This is a genomic window from Rhizorhabdus histidinilytica, from assembly GCF_900167915.1.
Classification (GTDB): domain Bacteria; phylum Pseudomonadota; class Alphaproteobacteria; order Sphingomonadales; family Sphingomonadaceae; genus Rhizorhabdus; species Rhizorhabdus histidinilytica.
Map to the genome: position 1 here is coordinate 1 of NZ_FUYM01000030.1, position 12,839 is coordinate 12,839.

The following is a 12,839-nucleotide window of genomic DNA, read 5'->3' on the forward strand; positions in this document are numbered from 1 at the left end:
CCCAATCGTGACAATCTCACTCATCGTCCGTCTCCTCGCTCTTCAGCCGAGGCAGTCTGCCTCAGCCGGTGAGCGGGAGCCATCCACTCCATCGTCTGGCGTACCTTTCACGCTATGCCCTCGATCTCTTGATGGGCTATGGCCTCATGAGGCACGATGAAGAAATCTGACAGGGCAAAGAAACATACCGCCAAGGTAATCGAGGCGGCTGCACGCGCCCATGAAGCTCTCGATTATTTCAACGGCAACGTCACAAATCCGTTCGATGAGCTAACATGGCCCAGCATTGCCGAAGGATATCTTCTAGTCGCGCAGAAGGCGGTATCAGACGCCTTGATGGCCTTGGAACGTGCAAACAGCGTTGGTTGGACCAAGCACGGCAAGTAGCTAGCGTTCTGGCCCTTCACGCGAACGATCGCGGTCCCTAGATCGTTCGTTCTGCCGCTTCCGCTCGATCGCGGCAACCGATCGCTCATGGATTGTAGGCGTTCGCCCTGCCCCCACAAACTCCCGCACCTGGTCGGCAAGCTGGCGATCAGCTGGATCGCTGCTTGCCTCAAGCCGCTTGGCGGCGGCTAGATAGCGGCGATGCGTCTCATTCCATGCCTGCCGCCCGCGCACCACGAAATCCGGAGCGGTAGACCGCCCCGCCAGCTGGTCGCGTGCGGCGGAAGTGATTTTCTGATTGGCAAACGGCGCAGGTGCGGTGCCGGCCATGTAGCGCTGCCGCATCCGGTTCAGGGCCATGCTTTGACCGGCTCGGCCGACACCACGCGCTGCGCGAGGCGTTGCCTCCGCTGTAACCCCCCTCGCCCGCAATTCCTCGGCAAAGCGCTCTCGGTAATGATGCAGCGTTTGAGGTCGCGGGTTGAAGCGTCTTCCCGTATCACCGCGCGCCGCAACCGTCACATGAACGTGGGGCCGCGGTGTGTCCGTATGCAGCGCCAGGACGTAATCCCACTCATGCCCGATCTCGCTCCGCGCGACCTCGCGCACCGCTGAAAGAACCTTGTCGGGGTCTGTCCCTGACGGCATCGAAAAAACCATGCTCACGGCGGCTACGGTAGAATTGTCGCGCCAATAGACAGGATCGCCCCAATCGCGCGCCAGCTCCGCCCGATCTTCCTTGTCAGTCAGAATGTCGCCATCACGCGTTTCAAGCGGCACATCGCCTTTTCGACCGATATAGTCGAAATGCGCAGCCGCATGGTTCTTGCCCTTCGGCCTGCCCGTAACCTTGACCATGACCTCCGGAGCACGGCTGACAACGCGGGCAAGCCGCGCCCGGGTGCTCCCGCCCTGGCCTGCCCGCCTAGAACTCAGCGAGCGCAGCAACATGTCAGCCCCGCGCCTATTCGGGTCGCTGGTCAGCTTTGGTTTGAACAGCGCGGCGAGCTGTCCCGCCTCAAAGCTGCTGTCAAAGTCGCTCACTGGAAACCTCCCAATAGGACAGGTCAGCTTTCGTAGCAGCGCCGATACCTTCGACGGCCGCGCCGATCGCCGCGCGCAGATCGTTGACCTTTTGCAGCTCGCCGGCGATCTCCGCTGCATTGTCCGCCAGCGCCATCTTGTTCGCGGCTCGGGCGATCTGATTCACGTTGCGCCCAATGCGCTGCAACGCCTGACGGCAATTCAACAGCTCCTCGCGCAATTCGCGATCGACAGGCGCGGCGATGCCGATGTGTCGCCGCACAAGAGCCATGGCCCAGGTCGCCGGGGTCATGCGGCGCTCTTTTGCGCGATGGCGGATCACGGCCAGTTCGGTTTCGGTCGGACGAAGATAAAGGCGATGCTCGCCAGCGGCCTCGCGGTCGGCAACAGGCGCGGCCTCGCTGGCCGCCCCGGACTGCCGGAGCACGGCGTCAACCAGCTGACGCATGAAGGGGCCGCGCCCTCCCCTTGTCTGCGCGAGCGCGTCGATCTTTGCGAGTTTGGTCGCCTCGATCTTGAAGCCCAGCGTCTTTTCCATGTGGGGGTAGGTATCTCCCAACCGTGAAGCGCGATCCAATGGGATTGAGCGTAACGGTTAACATTAGCCGCCGCAAGGCTTATCCTGCCATACAGTAGATACCTACCCCACAAACAAAAAGCGGTGGCAACTGCCACCGCTCTAAATTCCACATCGCCTCGATGCTGAGTGAACGTGGACGGTAAAAGCTATCAGAAAAAGCGGTGGCAACTGCCACCGCTCTAAATTCCACATCGCCTCGATGCTGAGTGAACGTGGACGGTAAAAGCTATCAGAAGTCGAAGGTTTGGGGCGCGGCCTCGCCGTCGAACCGAACCGTGACCTGGCCGCCTAGAACAATCCCGCGACGGCCCTGAATGATGATGGCCGGTGCGTCGGTGGCCTCTTTCGGCTGACGGGGGGTGCGCGGCTTGTGATCGGAAGGATCGGCAAGCGTTGCGCCCTCCCCTTCCCGCTCGTCGTCGCGGGCATCCGGTTCGGGCCGCTCCTGACGTTCATCCGTCGCACTGGTGGCAACTGCCACCGGCGCGCGCGAACCTTGGGGCGGCGCTGGATCGTCAATCGCTTTAGCGGCACCGGCCTGCGCACTCTCTTCCTCGGGAATGCCTTGGAGCGTAGCAAGGAACTGCTCACAGGCGGCGGCTGTTGGATTTTCGTTTGCGACCACGAAATTGCGCGTGGCCTGCTCGTCCAGCTCGATCGCGTGTTTGATCGCGACGGCGGCACGCGGAGAACAATTCTTCAACGCGGCGAGAATGTCCTCGGGCAAGGTGCGCAGCGAGTAGAGCCGCTTCACTTCCGAATGCGGCTTGGCGATGCGCACGGCTAGATCCTTTGTCGAGAGCGTGTCACTGACGCGGCTCGCGATAAAACTGACGCGCTCGGCCAGACTCAGGGCCTGGCGTTGCTCGTTCTCAAGAAACTGGTCGAGGCCAATATCGCGTTCGGCGTCCGCCTGATCCAGAACGGTGTCGATCTGATCGAAACCAAGCTGGCGGCACGCGCGGTAGCGCCGCTCGCCGTAGCGGATGATGTAGCGGCCGTTCGACGTTGGCGCGACAACGATGGGTTGCAGCAAGCCGCGGTCCTTGATGGTCGCGGCCAGTGCATCAATCTCGGCCTGGTCGAACTCCCGGCGAACCTGCGTGGGGTCTGGATCAATGTCATCGAGCGGAAGGCGCTGAAACCGTCCAGCTGCCTTGAACTCGGTATTCGCGGGGACGGCCGAAAAGTCCATCGCGTCCATATCGAAGTCGGCAAAGCTCTTCTTCGCCGGTTTGACAGCTGCCTTGCTCATGCGGCTTCCCTCTCAGCTTGATCGACAATGTAGGAGACGACTTCGCGCACGATCGGCGCGCTACGCCGCGTGTCCTTTGCCAAGCGCCAAACGGGAATTTCGAGTAGCGCCGCCTCGCGCATGTGCTCGCGGTGCGGAATGGTGTGCGGCACCACATTGGCAGGAAGCGCCTGCCCAATGCGGTCCATCAGCATTTTTGAAACTTCGCTCGTTGTCTGAACGCGGTTGAACACGATCCCGAACCGGGTCGCGTTCCCCTCCCCGCGCACCTTGTTTGCAAGGCTGATGCTTTGCGAGATTTCGTTGAGCGACTGACGCGCGGTTTTGTCGGGGTCCAGTGGGACCGCGACATAATCGGACGCAATCAGGGCCATGAGGTTCCGGCCATCCCACGCGGGCGCAGTGTCGATCACGCAGTAGTCGTAGTGCTTGGCAAGGCCGGCACGAATGGCGCGGACATAAGCGCCGATGTGCTGGCCTTGCTGCGGGCTGTCAGTCGTCAACTCGACGATCTGCCGTGTGTTCTTGAAACAGGCCAGCGCCGGAGGTTCTTCGTTCGGTTCGAAGTCAAGAATCGACTGAACCGGGCCGATCTGCTCGAACTCCGCTTTCAGCATCCCGGCACTGTGGCATTGCTTGTCCAGGTCCAGGACCACGACACGCTTGCCCTGCTCGGCCAGATGCCACGCGATATGACAGGTAAGCGTGGTCTTGCCGATGCCGCCGCGCTCATTGGTCACTACGATTGTTCGCATTGAGAATCCCTTCAATGGCTGCGCCACGGGCTACTTGTGCCAGCGGTTGTGGGCGGCGCTGTTTCCCGATCCGAAGCGATACTGCGACTGCATATACCAAGGGTTCGGATCGTCATTCAGGTTGAGGCCCTTGCGCTTGCGGCGCGGGCCGGTCTGTTCGGTTGGTGGGTCTTTGCCGAAGAGAACGATCATCACGAAGACGGCGACGGCTCCCACTCCAAGCCAGCCAAAAGCGAAATAGGCCGCGAGACCGACTGCAAGGACGACGATCAGCGCAATTGCCGCGATCGCAAGCCACAGGGCAAGCGATGCCCAAATCATGACGGTCCGTAGCACGCTGGCTGCGCGCCGAAGTTTGCTGGCAATCTCACGGCGCATAGCGGCCTCCTAAGCTGTTCGGCTCTCGCCTCGCTCGGAGCCGATCAACTTAGGGAAAGGCTGCTCCCTGAAGATGTTCGGCACCTCGGTTCGCAGGGCACGCGACATACGGAGCGCCGTCAGCAAAGTGGCGTCCTGCCTGCCGTTCTCGATGGCCGCGACTGTTTCAGGTGAGACTTGAATCCTTGCTGCCAGCTCGGATTGCGTAAGTCCGGAAGCGACGCGCAAGCTCGCTACACGATTGAACAGTTTGGCCGCCACAGATGCCTCGCATAGTTAGACCCTATTCTTGTTAGGGTCTATGAAAGGCATTGTCCACAAAAAAGGGCGGCCACCAGGCCGCCCGTTTTAGGAGAAAGGGGAGGGGGCTTAGTCAGCCCCGCCCCGAACCAAGATACCCAGCCCCTCAGCAATCAGGTCCACCGAGTAGCGGGTTTCGCCATTGCTCTCGTAGCTGTTCTGGCGGACCCGTCCGGTGATGTGAACCAGGTCGCCCTTGCCCAAGTCAGCGGCGCGCTCTGCCAGCTGGCGGAAGAACGTCACGCGATTCCAGTGCGTATCGGTCTTCCATTCATCGCCGTCCTTGCGGTTGTAGTTCGCGGCGACGGAAACATGGGTGACTTTATCGGTCGTATCGACACTGCCAACGCGGCCGATGATCCGAAATTCAGCGATGTTCTGCATGGTAGTCTCCTTTGGATAAGCGTTGCTGACGGATTTTTTGCGGCGGAGCTGAGCCACGCGGGCAAGCTGAAAATGGGAGGGTCCGCTTGCGGAAACCCAAGGCCGAAGGCCGGTTTTCTGCTTGCCCGCATTAGTGGCGATGCGGAGTTCGTATCCGTCAGACAGCAACGCCCAAAGGAAACGGCGCGAGTAGATGCAGCAATTTGGACTGGCGGCGGTGGCAGCTGCCACCGGCCATTGGCTCCCATAGATCGCTGCGCTCGATCGGCGCGGCGGCGATTGGAAAACCCTGTCGCGGTTCCGCCGCTCTTTCCCTGCCTGGTAGTCCGATGACGCGGGCAGGGGACTGCCGGTGGCAGCTGCCACCGGCTTGAAGCCGAACAGAAAGGGCGATCAGCGATTCCGCTCATGGTGATTTCGTTGAGGGCTGGGTTCTTGCACCTGGGCGGCACGATGGGCCGCCCACACCCGCTTGACGGTGCTGCGGTCGCAATCGGCCAGCTCTGCGGTTTTGGCGATGCTCTTTCCCGCTTCGCGCAATGCCACAATGCGGGCGTGCGTTGCCCGATCGCCTTTGCGCCCTCCGCTGCGCCCTGCGGCCTTTGCCAAGGCGATACCTTGGCGCTGTCGCTCGCGGCGATCGGTGTAATCGTCGTGGGCCATCTGCAGGGCGATCTTCAAGAGCATCGCCTGAACAGATTCGAGCACGATGCGGGCGATGCCCTCGGCGTCGGCCGCGAGGTCGGACAGGTCCACGACGCCGGGGATGGCAAGTCGCGCGCCTCGCGCACGAATTGTCTCAACCAGCTGCTCGGCCTCGGCCAAGGGAAGACGACTAATCCGGTCGATCTTCTCGGCAATCACCACTTCACCGGGTTGAAGATCGGCAATCATGCGCAGCAACTCGGGGCGGTCGGCACGGGCACCCGATGCCTTCTCCCGATAGACTGCCGCGACATAATAGCCCGCTGCCTTCGCCTCGGCCACGATGGCATCCTGCCGGCGTAAGTCCTGCGCATCGGTGCTGACGCGCAAATAAACGCGGGCGATCTGCGGCGCGAGGGCAGGGGACGGCTCAATATCAGTGGCCATCGTTTGTTGAAGCTTCCTTGCCTAGCTGGGGACCATCCGGGGGAGAAGCCAGCATGTTGGATATGCTGGCTTCTGCGCTCGCGATTGCATCGCGGATTTCATCGGCCTGTTCGCGCAGCGCCGCCAATTGGCGGTCGCGCGGCAAAATTGCCCTCAGCCAATTAGCGCGCTGCTCGATTTGAGCGATCTGTTCGGCAAAAAACTGAGCGTCGGATTTCATCCGATCAAGCTCAGCCTGCGCCACGCGTAGTTTGCGGTTCCAAGCGGAATCGCGCGCCTTCGCTCGCCTGACCTCATCCCGGTCTTGCTTGGCCTTGCGCTTCCGCTCCTGATCTAGCGCCTTTTGCAAGGCATCGCGTTTCCTGATTCGCTCGGCCTCAGCCGCTTCATCACGCCTGCGCGCGATCAAAGCATCCAGCGCCGAACGATCGTGAATGTCTATGTTGTTGCAGACCCATCTTATCCTTCGGAATGCCTTGTCCTCGATTTGGCCGATGCGGCTTGGCGACACGCCGACGATCTTTGCAGTCGCGGCAAGAGTGAGCGCGGGAGAGGGGCCAAGCCCGATCCGCAAGCGGACAACCTGTTGCTCATGCGGTTCCAGCATCGCAATCAACCGCTCGACGGTTCGATGGTCGGTGATCGACCTCGCCACATCGCGCTTTGCAAGCCGGGCTGCAAACAGCTCCATGGCCGATTTCATCGCGTCGTCCTGACCGTTCATGCCGGGTTTGAACCTTGCTCGTGCTAATATGGCGCACAATCTATACCATCTGCGCTAGGCGCGAAAGCCATGGCGCAGAAAGCCGTTTGAGCAACCCTATTGCGCCATGCCGGTGGAACCGACATTCTGCGCCTAGCGAAAAGGAAACGAGCGCGATGCCAACCCTACACCTGAAACGAACATCGCCGTTGATGACCCAGCTCGGGGCCAACATCGCTCGCGAACTAAAGAAACTAGGCATAACTCAAGGGGAGTTGTCCGAACGCTCGGGCGTTGCGGCGTCGCATATTTCATACATGGTTCGCGGACAAGGCAATCCAACGCTTGCTACCTTGGAGAGCCTTGCCGATGTTTTCAGATTATCGGTTGTCGAATTATTGGCAGCGGATAGCACTTCCGACGATAAGTCCTGAAAGGCAGTCGCTTTATTTGATTGGAACGATCTATGTCCAGTAACCCGCCCCGCGAATTTGACCGCCTGCCACAAGATGCGCCGTTGGTGCGGGCAATGGGGGGAGCACTCTCGATGTTTGCCACGCTGCTTGCGCGCCAAGGCATTGTCGAGATGGGCGAGGTCGCAAACTTGTTGGGTATCTATGCGGTAGCGACAAGCGAAGTCGATAACGAAGAGGGCATGATCTTGGGATGCTGGGCAGCTATGATCCGCGACGTGGCGGAGCAACAGCGCAAAGCCGCTCGCGGATAAACCCCGCGCATGGCGCTAGCCGTGCGCCGCCTCGATGTGCTGGGCCAGCTCGGCCAGATGATCGGGATCAAGTAGATCCTCTGCGGCAAGATCGACCGCGAAAAACTCGCCCTCACGGGGAGGCGCGCGATCGGCGGCAAACGCGGCCAGATCGGGCCGTGCCTCGTCGGTCGCTATCCAGCGCCAGAACGCATCCCCCTGGCTGAACAAACCGCTCTCGAACATATCGAGCCGTGCTTGTGCGAAGTCGGTCAAATGGCATCTCCTGGCAATCGGGCGGTTCGGCAAAAAAAGGGAGGCCGAAGCCTCCCTTTGTCTTACTGGAACAGTTTGATGAAAGCGGGCGCGAGGCCGATGACTGCGAGGACGAAACCGACGCTGCCGATGACCCAGGTTTGCGCCGTCAGCTTGCTTTCGATTCCCTTGTTCGCCTCCTGAACCTTCACGGCGATATACTCCTCAATAGCCTCTACTACTTCCGCTGCGGCGTCGTCGGAGAGATTAGCCGCTTTCAGCGCTCTAAACAATTTGATGTGCATCCGGTTCTCCTTCTCGTTGGTGACGGGAGATACCCGGCATGGGCACCGGCGCCGGCTGTCAGGGACCGCGAAGCGGCCGCGTCAGCGGGCGGTGGGGGAGCCGATTTGCGCAGCAAATTGGGGGGACCGCCGATCCTTGAAAGTTGGCGCGCACCCATGCCAAAATGCCACGACACACAGAGAGAAGAGATTGCACGGGCCGGGGTTCGATGCCCCGGCCCGTGCAGGCGGCTACGGAGTTACGGTCAATGCTGCGCCAGTGTTGAGGTTAGCATTGTAGTTGCAGCTAGGCCCGAAATTCACCGAATTGAAAAAGAACGACGTTGCGTTGTTTCCGCTCTTCATAATGGTGAAGGGCACGTCCTGCGACGTGCTGCAACTATTGAGGTTGCCGCCAATAATACTGAATCCATGCAGAACCCCGGTCGTAGCTGACGTAGCTGACCAAGTGGTGGCGGGCACCGAAAGCTGGCCGCAATTCGGATTGGTATCTCCGACACCGCCGGAAATTGTTCCGCCCGTGGATGAGGTGGTTTGCGCCTGCCAAGTCCAACCGCAAGCCCAAATATTACTGCCCTGAACCACGTTGCCACCTCCCTTGAGGGTGAACGGGTAGCTCGTTGGTGCAACGGTCGCTGCGAACGATGGGCTTGCCAGGGCAAGCGTCGCCAATGCGCCAAGCATGGCGCGAACAGCCATTTTCATGGCTCTCTCCTTTTCAGGTTGTGGGGCCGGTCCTCGCGGTTATCCGGCTCCCGTTAGCGGGATCATTTCCCGCCCTGAAAAGTAACGCGAACGGGCGGGCCGACGCCAATCAACTTATTGTGATCGCTTGCTTGCGGTCGTTGGCGCGCAGGCTCATATCCTGATGGTTGGTGAGGAAGGCGTATGGGCGTAGCGGCAAATTCATTGAAGATATGCGCGTTGCTCTCGATCGCAGCGCCGGTTGCCGCGCAGTCTGCCAGAGAACACCCGCGCGTCGTCACTATGCCAGATGGCCGCACCGTGTATGTCGTGCCGGCGCAGCCGGGGGCTAATCGCACGAACAGACCCCCGGTGCGAACCGTAGTCACGCCCGATGGCCGCACCGTTTACGTTGTGGAAGAACAGCCCAAGGACACGCGCAGCCCAAGGCAACGTTGCATTGATGAGGAAGTGGCGCGCGAAGGCGGTTCGCCTTCGCAGCTCACAATGGGCGCGATCGACCTAAAATGCAGCCAGCGTTAAACGATAAGCTCTAGGCCCGCACTGGATGGGGCACCGAGATCATCGGTTTCGGTCAACGGGCGAAAAGGGGCGGGCCAGACCCGCCCCTCCGGCGTCAGCCGGATTGGCCGCGCTTTGCTTTGGCCTCTAGGACCAAGGCGACAAGCTGCGGATCAAAGCACTCGCCGCGCTCGATGTTGCGGATGCCGGGACCGTCCAGCACATCCTTGATGCGATCCGCAATGATCTGCGCCAGCTCGGCCGAAACAGCCTCGATGTCGGCGCTCGTCTTGCCGATGAACATCGGGTCTTTCGGCCACATGCTCTCCGCATCGAAATGGTCCTTGTCGTTGACCGCATTCCTCAAGGCGTCGATCGCTGCATTTCCAAGCGCGCGCTCGAAAGCCAGCTGAGCGAACAGACGATGAGACATAACAACCTCCTTGTTGCCGGAATTGGCAAGGCCAAGGAGAGGGTCGCGCCGGGTCGGGTCAGGGACCGCGAAGCGGCCGCGCTAGCGGGCGGTGGGGGAGCCGATTTGCGCAGCAAATTGGGGGGACCGCCGATCCTTGATGCGGCCTGGTGCGTCCCTCATGCTAGGAAGACACTGACGGGGGGATTTAACAAATCAACGCCTGCCCGAAGGGCAGACCGCTACCTTGGGGCTTCCCTCGCCCGCACCATGGCGCTGTATTCCAGCAGTGCTTGCCGGACATTCTCATCATCGGTGACGGTAAGGGCATGACTGGTTGCGGACGCATGATCCGTCCGCATTTCAAGCCACGAGATACGCGCTGCATCTGGCTTCTGACGGTCCTGTTCTAGTGCGATTTGTTCGCTGTAACCGGCGATCACGTCATTGATCGCCTCAAGCGCTGCCTCATAGGCAATGGCCTGACCTTGCGTCCACAAGGGTTCTGAGGGGGCGTTCATAATCACAGGCTGATTTAAGGTGTCAAACCGCCTGACGGCAAGCTGCACTCCGTCACCATTCTTGAGCGAGCCAAGCGAGTTGCTGGCCGATCCCAAGCCCCTCCATCGGCGCGGACGCGCGCCGCTCGATTTGCGGCCACAAAGGGTCGCGATAGTGTCGGCCTGCGAGAACGATCAGCGGCGCGGCGGCGTCGATCTGGTCGGCCATCGCCTCGATCACGCGCGCGCCCCAAAGGCGGCGCGCGCTTGCCTTCATCGCGCATAGCGTCTCGTCATAAGGCGCGATCACGGTTTCCGGCGCGATCAGGCCATGCTTTGCGGACAGGATGAACCATGGCCCTCCCTGCCTTTCGACATAGGCGCGTGCCTTCTGAAACCATGGCGATATGTAAAGATCGCGCGCCGGGGCGGGACGGTCCAGTTTCGCCGCTACGCAAGCGACAAGGAAAATCGGAGGCGGGGGCGGGGCCGGTTCAATTGCGGGCAAAGGTGCGGCCTCAAGATCAGCAATGACGGTGCAGCGGCCCCATTTCTGCAACTGGCGCTGCCATCCTTTCGGCGGCCCCTTACGCTCGGCAACGTGGGAAAGGGTCGGGCCGCCGAACAGGTCGGGTTGTTCCCCGATGCGTTGCACCGGGGGAATGTAGCGGGGTTCTCGGATGCAATGACGTGCCATGCTCGATCCCGTCAAAAGGCGAAAGCGGTCTGGCCGCTCGCCTCGGTGTAGCTGTCACTATCGCCTGCGGCATAGCGGTCGCGGCCCTTGGGGGACCATTGCAGGAAACCCGAACGGTCATAGGAGAACCAACCGTCCTCAATCCCGATGATGAAGGACCATGCCTTATCCTCGGCGCATGGGCCGTGAAGATTGATCGGCCAATGCTCGGCCCCGCGATCCTGCTGGCACGGGGACGGCGCGGAAAAGCTGCGAAGCATGGCGGCGCGATCGGTCGGCTCGGTCGCTCCCATTTCCCGCATGATCTGGCGAGCCTCCCCCGTGCTGATGTGGCCGCTCGCCTTCTTGTCCTCATGGTGCGAGTAGGTCAGGCCATAGACCACGGCATTGAAGATGTTGCGCGGTTCGGTGAACTCCTGCGTTTCCAGCAATTCCCGCCATTTCCCGGCGCTGATAAGGTCCACCGCATGATGCCAGAGCGAATGAGCGCGATTGCTGTAGCCGTGGCGGTTCGTCACGCCATCGCGAGCGATCTCGATCCCTAGCGCGCGCTCGACGTGCTGCACAAAAGGATGGGCGGCAAGCAAAGGATGGCGAAGACCGATCTTGCGCGGTTCGTCCTGCTCTGCGCGGATAACCTCGATGGGGAATTGGAACAGGCGCGACGGCAGATTCCACGGCGCAGAAAGGGGAAAGTCGCGGGGCACATCAAGCGCCCCGTTAATGTCCAGCAGAAAGCCGTTCGGCGCGAAGCCTGCGGCAATGATCTGGTCGCCCAGCTCGTCGGCCTGCGCGGTGCGGATCGCGGCGGCGGCGCTCATGCGCTCAACTCCGCATAGGTGGCGCTGCACTCGTAGCGGATCGCATCGCCATCCCACATAGGACCGCAAACGCCCTTGAATTTCGGTGCGCCCTGCAACTCAAGCCGCTGGCTCGGATTGCTGTTATAACCGCTGCATTGAAGCCCCTCGACCGCTGCCCGGTTAACGATTGTTTCAAAGGTCGCGCCCTCGATCTCGATCCGGTCAAAGTCCTGCTCGGTCTGGCGGTAGATACGGATTTTCAGACGGATACACCGACTATCCTGTTTACGCGGAGAGCGATCCCGCAACCCGTCAGGGCGCGGATTTGCCCGTCAATCCCATCATGCCTGAATAAAAGGAAGGCCCGGCATTGCATCAAGCATTGCCGGGCCAGTTTTCCAAGGGCGAGAAGAGTGCCCAAGGGGGGAGCTTGATCTGCGAAATCGCTGCCGCATCCGAGCGGCGTTTTTATTGGTCAGGCACTGACGGACCAACCGCCGTCGACGACAAGTTCGGCGCCCGTGACATATTTGGATTCATTTGAAAGCAGATAGACTGCTGCATAGGCGATATCTTCGGGGTCGCCCAGGGATCCCATCGGAATTTTGGCGATCTGGGCCTCAAGGATATCGGGCGGGACATCCGCGGTGATCGGCGTGCGCATGGGGCCCGGCACAATGGTGTTTACCCGAACGCCCTTTTTTACATATTCCATCGCGGCGATGCGGGACATCATCCGGACAGCGCTTTTTGTGGCGCCATAGCTGATCGAACCTGGTGCCGCGATCAGGGCGATCAGGGAACTGACGTTGACGATGGCGCCGTTTCCGCTTTTCACCAACTCGGGAAGAGCCGCCTGCATGCCCAGAAGAACACCGGTCTGGTTAACCGAGATGATCCGGTTCCAGCCATCCATCGTTTCTTCTTCAACGCCTGCATATGGATGATGCCAGCAGTGTTCGACAGTGACGTCAGGCCGCCGAAAGTCTGAACGGCCGCACTTACCGCGTCTTTCCAGCTTTCCAGTTTCGATACATCGAGCTGCACGAAATCGGCGCTTCCGCCCTCATCCCTGAT

21 protein-coding genes and 1 pseudogene are annotated in these 12,839 nt (G+C 60.8%); 3 read left to right on the forward strand and 19 right to left on the reverse strand.

All coding sequences use genetic code 11. The features are described from left to right. The first annotated feature begins 156 nt into the window (after positions 1-156). Complete coding sequence (locus B5X82_RS25485; RefSeq protein WP_021223044.1) at positions 157-387, forward strand: hypothetical protein; 231 nt, start codon at positions 157-159, stop codon at positions 385-387. Here the strand turns inward: B5X82_RS25485 and B5X82_RS25490 are convergent, their stop codons facing one another. From B5X82_RS25490 to B5X82_RS25530, 9 genes are all read right to left on the reverse strand, one after another. Then, positions 388-1,431, reverse strand: coding sequence for a relaxase/mobilization nuclease domain-containing protein (locus tag B5X82_RS25490; RefSeq protein ID WP_021223043.1), 1,044 nt, complete (start codon positions 1,429-1,431; stop codon positions 388-390). Then, positions 1,418-1,969 (reverse strand): plasmid mobilization relaxosome protein MobC, encoded by a 552-nt coding sequence (mobC, locus tag B5X82_RS25495; protein ID WP_021223042.1) that lies wholly within the window; start codon positions 1,967-1,969, stop codon positions 1,418-1,420. The genes B5X82_RS25490 and mobC overlap by 14 nt, the downstream gene beginning before the upstream one ends. 271 nt (positions 1,970-2,240) lie before the next feature. Beyond that, positions 2,241-3,266, reverse strand: coding sequence for a ParB/RepB/Spo0J family partition protein (locus tag B5X82_RS25500; protein WP_021223041.1), 1,026 nt, complete (start codon positions 3,264-3,266; stop codon positions 2,241-2,243). Then, positions 3,263-4,021 (reverse strand): ParA family protein, encoded by a 759-nt coding sequence (locus B5X82_RS25505; RefSeq protein WP_011627740.1) that lies wholly within the window; start codon positions 4,019-4,021, stop codon positions 3,263-3,265. The genes B5X82_RS25500 and B5X82_RS25505 overlap by 4 nt, the downstream gene beginning before the upstream one ends. Before the next feature lie 30 nt (positions 4,022-4,051). Further along, positions 4,052-4,399, reverse strand: a complete 348-nt coding sequence (locus tag B5X82_RS25510; RefSeq protein WP_235862801.1) for a hypothetical protein — start codon at positions 4,397-4,399, stop codon at positions 4,052-4,054. 9 nt (positions 4,400-4,408) lie between these two features. Next, complete coding sequence (locus B5X82_RS25515; protein WP_007016081.1) at positions 4,409-4,660, reverse strand: helix-turn-helix transcriptional regulator; 252 nt, start codon at positions 4,658-4,660, stop codon at positions 4,409-4,411. A gap of 108 nt (positions 4,661-4,768) precedes the next feature. Then, positions 4,769-5,083, reverse strand: a complete 315-nt coding sequence (locus B5X82_RS25520) for a single-stranded DNA-binding protein (RefSeq protein ID WP_004213277.1) — start codon at positions 5,081-5,083, stop codon at positions 4,769-4,771. Positions 5,084-5,476: 393 nt separating this feature from the next. Next, entirely contained in the window at positions 5,477-6,175 is a 699-nt protein-coding gene (locus tag B5X82_RS25525; protein WP_021223037.1) for a recombinase family protein, read from the reverse strand. Beyond that, positions 6,165-6,899: a sigma factor-like helix-turn-helix DNA-binding protein gene (locus tag B5X82_RS25530; RefSeq protein ID WP_021223036.1), complete on the reverse strand. Its 735-nt coding sequence runs from the start codon at positions 6,897-6,899 to the stop codon at positions 6,165-6,167. The genes B5X82_RS25525 and B5X82_RS25530 overlap by 11 nt, the downstream gene beginning before the upstream one ends. 191 nt (positions 6,900-7,090) lie before the next feature. Between B5X82_RS25530 and B5X82_RS25535 the strand changes: the two genes are divergently transcribed. Both B5X82_RS25535 and B5X82_RS25540 read left to right on the forward strand, forming a co-directional pair. Then, the gene (locus B5X82_RS25535; protein WP_226998751.1) at positions 7,091-7,312 is read left to right on the forward strand and encodes a helix-turn-helix domain-containing protein; all 222 of its coding nucleotides are present in this window, start codon (positions 7,091-7,093) and stop codon (positions 7,310-7,312) included. Positions 7,313-7,344: 32 nt separating this feature from the next. Then, positions 7,345-7,605, forward strand: a complete 261-nt coding sequence (locus B5X82_RS25540; RefSeq protein ID WP_235862802.1) for a hypothetical protein — start codon at positions 7,345-7,347, stop codon at positions 7,603-7,605. Positions 7,606-7,620: 15 nt separating this feature from the next. Here the strand turns inward: B5X82_RS25540 and B5X82_RS25545 are convergent, their stop codons facing one another. The 10 genes and pseudogenes from B5X82_RS25545 to B5X82_RS27180 all read right to left on the reverse strand — a co-directional run bounded on the left by B5X82_RS25545 (position 7,621) and on the right by B5X82_RS27180 (position 12,809). After that, a complete protein-coding gene (locus tag B5X82_RS25545) occupies positions 7,621-7,860 on the reverse strand; it encodes a hypothetical protein (protein ID WP_037492884.1) in 240 nt (79 codons plus the stop codon). Positions 7,861-7,922: 62 nt separating this feature from the next. Then, positions 7,923-8,144, reverse strand: coding sequence for a hypothetical protein (locus B5X82_RS25550; protein ID WP_004213291.1), 222 nt, complete (start codon positions 8,142-8,144; stop codon positions 7,923-7,925). A gap of 231 nt (positions 8,145-8,375) precedes the next feature. Next, entirely contained in the window at positions 8,376-8,849 is a 474-nt protein-coding gene (locus B5X82_RS26570) for a hypothetical protein (RefSeq protein ID WP_139385175.1), read from the reverse strand. A 616-nt stretch (positions 8,850-9,465) separates the two neighbouring features. Beyond that, positions 9,466-9,783 (reverse strand): hypothetical protein, encoded by a 318-nt coding sequence (locus B5X82_RS25560; protein ID WP_021223033.1) that lies wholly within the window; start codon positions 9,781-9,783, stop codon positions 9,466-9,468. Positions 9,784-10,004: 221 nt separating this feature from the next. After that, a complete protein-coding gene (locus tag B5X82_RS25565; protein WP_037492888.1) occupies positions 10,005-10,262 on the reverse strand; it encodes a hypothetical protein in 258 nt (85 codons plus the stop codon). A gap of 73 nt (positions 10,263-10,335) precedes the next feature. Continuing rightward, entirely contained in the window at positions 10,336-10,959 is a 624-nt protein-coding gene (locus B5X82_RS25570; protein ID WP_031293059.1) for a DUF6884 domain-containing protein, read from the reverse strand. 11 nt (positions 10,960-10,970) lie between these two features. After that, positions 10,971-11,780: a hypothetical protein gene (locus B5X82_RS25575; protein WP_021223030.1), complete on the reverse strand. Its 810-nt coding sequence runs from the start codon at positions 11,778-11,780 to the stop codon at positions 10,971-10,973. After that, a complete protein-coding gene (locus tag B5X82_RS25580) occupies positions 11,777-12,070 on the reverse strand; it encodes a hypothetical protein (protein WP_235862803.1) in 294 nt (97 codons plus the stop codon). The genes B5X82_RS25575 and B5X82_RS25580 overlap by 4 nt, the downstream gene beginning before the upstream one ends. 167 nt (positions 12,071-12,237) lie before the next feature. Then, a pseudogene (locus B5X82_RS25585) lies at positions 12,238-12,690 on the reverse strand (SDR family NAD(P)-dependent oxidoreductase); the annotation flags it as partial. Beyond that, entirely contained in the window at positions 12,597-12,809 is a 213-nt protein-coding gene (locus B5X82_RS27180) for a hypothetical protein (RefSeq protein WP_235862804.1), read from the reverse strand. The pseudogene B5X82_RS25585 and the gene B5X82_RS27180, both read right to left, overlap by 94 nt. Between the last annotated feature and the right edge of the window lie 30 nt (positions 12,810-12,839).

What these genes read in the sequence shown, in the direction of transcription:
- B5X82_RS25485 (WP_021223044.1), top strand. Translation starts at nt 157, where the DNA reads ATGAAGAAATCTGACAGGGCAAAGAAACATACCGCCAAGGTAATCGAG.
- mobC (WP_021223042.1), bottom strand. Translation starts at nt 1,969, where the DNA reads ATGGAAAAGACGCTGGGCTTCAAGATCGAGGCGACCAAACTCGCAAAG.
- B5X82_RS25500 (WP_021223041.1), bottom strand. Translation starts at nt 3,266, where the DNA reads ATGAGCAAGGCAGCTGTCAAACCGGCGAAGAAGAGCTTTGCCGACTTC.
- B5X82_RS25505 (WP_011627740.1), bottom strand. Translation starts at nt 4,021, where the DNA reads ATGCGAACAATCGTAGTGACCAATGAGCGCGGCGGCATCGGCAAGACC.
- B5X82_RS25510 (WP_235862801.1), bottom strand. Translation starts at nt 4,399, where the DNA reads ATGCGCCGTGAGATTGCCAGCAAACTTCGGCGCGCAGCCAGCGTGCTA.
- B5X82_RS25520 (WP_004213277.1), bottom strand. Translation starts at nt 5,083, where the DNA reads ATGCAGAACATCGCTGAATTTCGGATCATCGGCCGCGTTGGCAGTGTC.
- B5X82_RS25525 (WP_021223037.1), bottom strand. Translation starts at nt 6,175, where the DNA reads ATGGCCACTGATATTGAGCCGTCCCCTGCCCTCGCGCCGCAGATCGCC.
- B5X82_RS25530 (WP_021223036.1), bottom strand. Translation starts at nt 6,899, where the DNA reads ATGAACGGTCAGGACGACGCGATGAAATCGGCCATGGAGCTGTTTGCA.
- B5X82_RS25535 (WP_226998751.1), top strand. Translation starts at nt 7,091, where the DNA reads ATGACCCAGCTCGGGGCCAACATCGCTCGCGAACTAAAGAAACTAGGC.
- B5X82_RS25540 (WP_235862802.1), top strand. Translation starts at nt 7,345, where the DNA reads ATGTCCAGTAACCCGCCCCGCGAATTTGACCGCCTGCCACAAGATGCG.
- B5X82_RS25550 (WP_004213291.1), bottom strand. Translation starts at nt 8,144, where the DNA reads ATGCACATCAAATTGTTTAGAGCGCTGAAAGCGGCTAATCTCTCCGAC.
- B5X82_RS26570 (WP_139385175.1), bottom strand. Translation starts at nt 8,849, where the DNA reads ATGAAAATGGCTGTTCGCGCCATGCTTGGCGCATTGGCGACGCTTGCC.
- B5X82_RS25560 (WP_021223033.1), bottom strand. Translation starts at nt 9,783, where the DNA reads ATGTCTCATCGTCTGTTCGCTCAGCTGGCTTTCGAGCGCGCGCTTGGA.
- B5X82_RS25570 (WP_031293059.1), bottom strand. Translation starts at nt 10,959, where the DNA reads ATGGCACGTCATTGCATCCGAGAACCCCGCTACATTCCCCCGGTGCAA.
- B5X82_RS25575 (WP_021223030.1), bottom strand. Translation starts at nt 11,780, where the DNA reads ATGAGCGCCGCCGCCGCGATCCGCACCGCGCAGGCCGACGAGCTGGGC.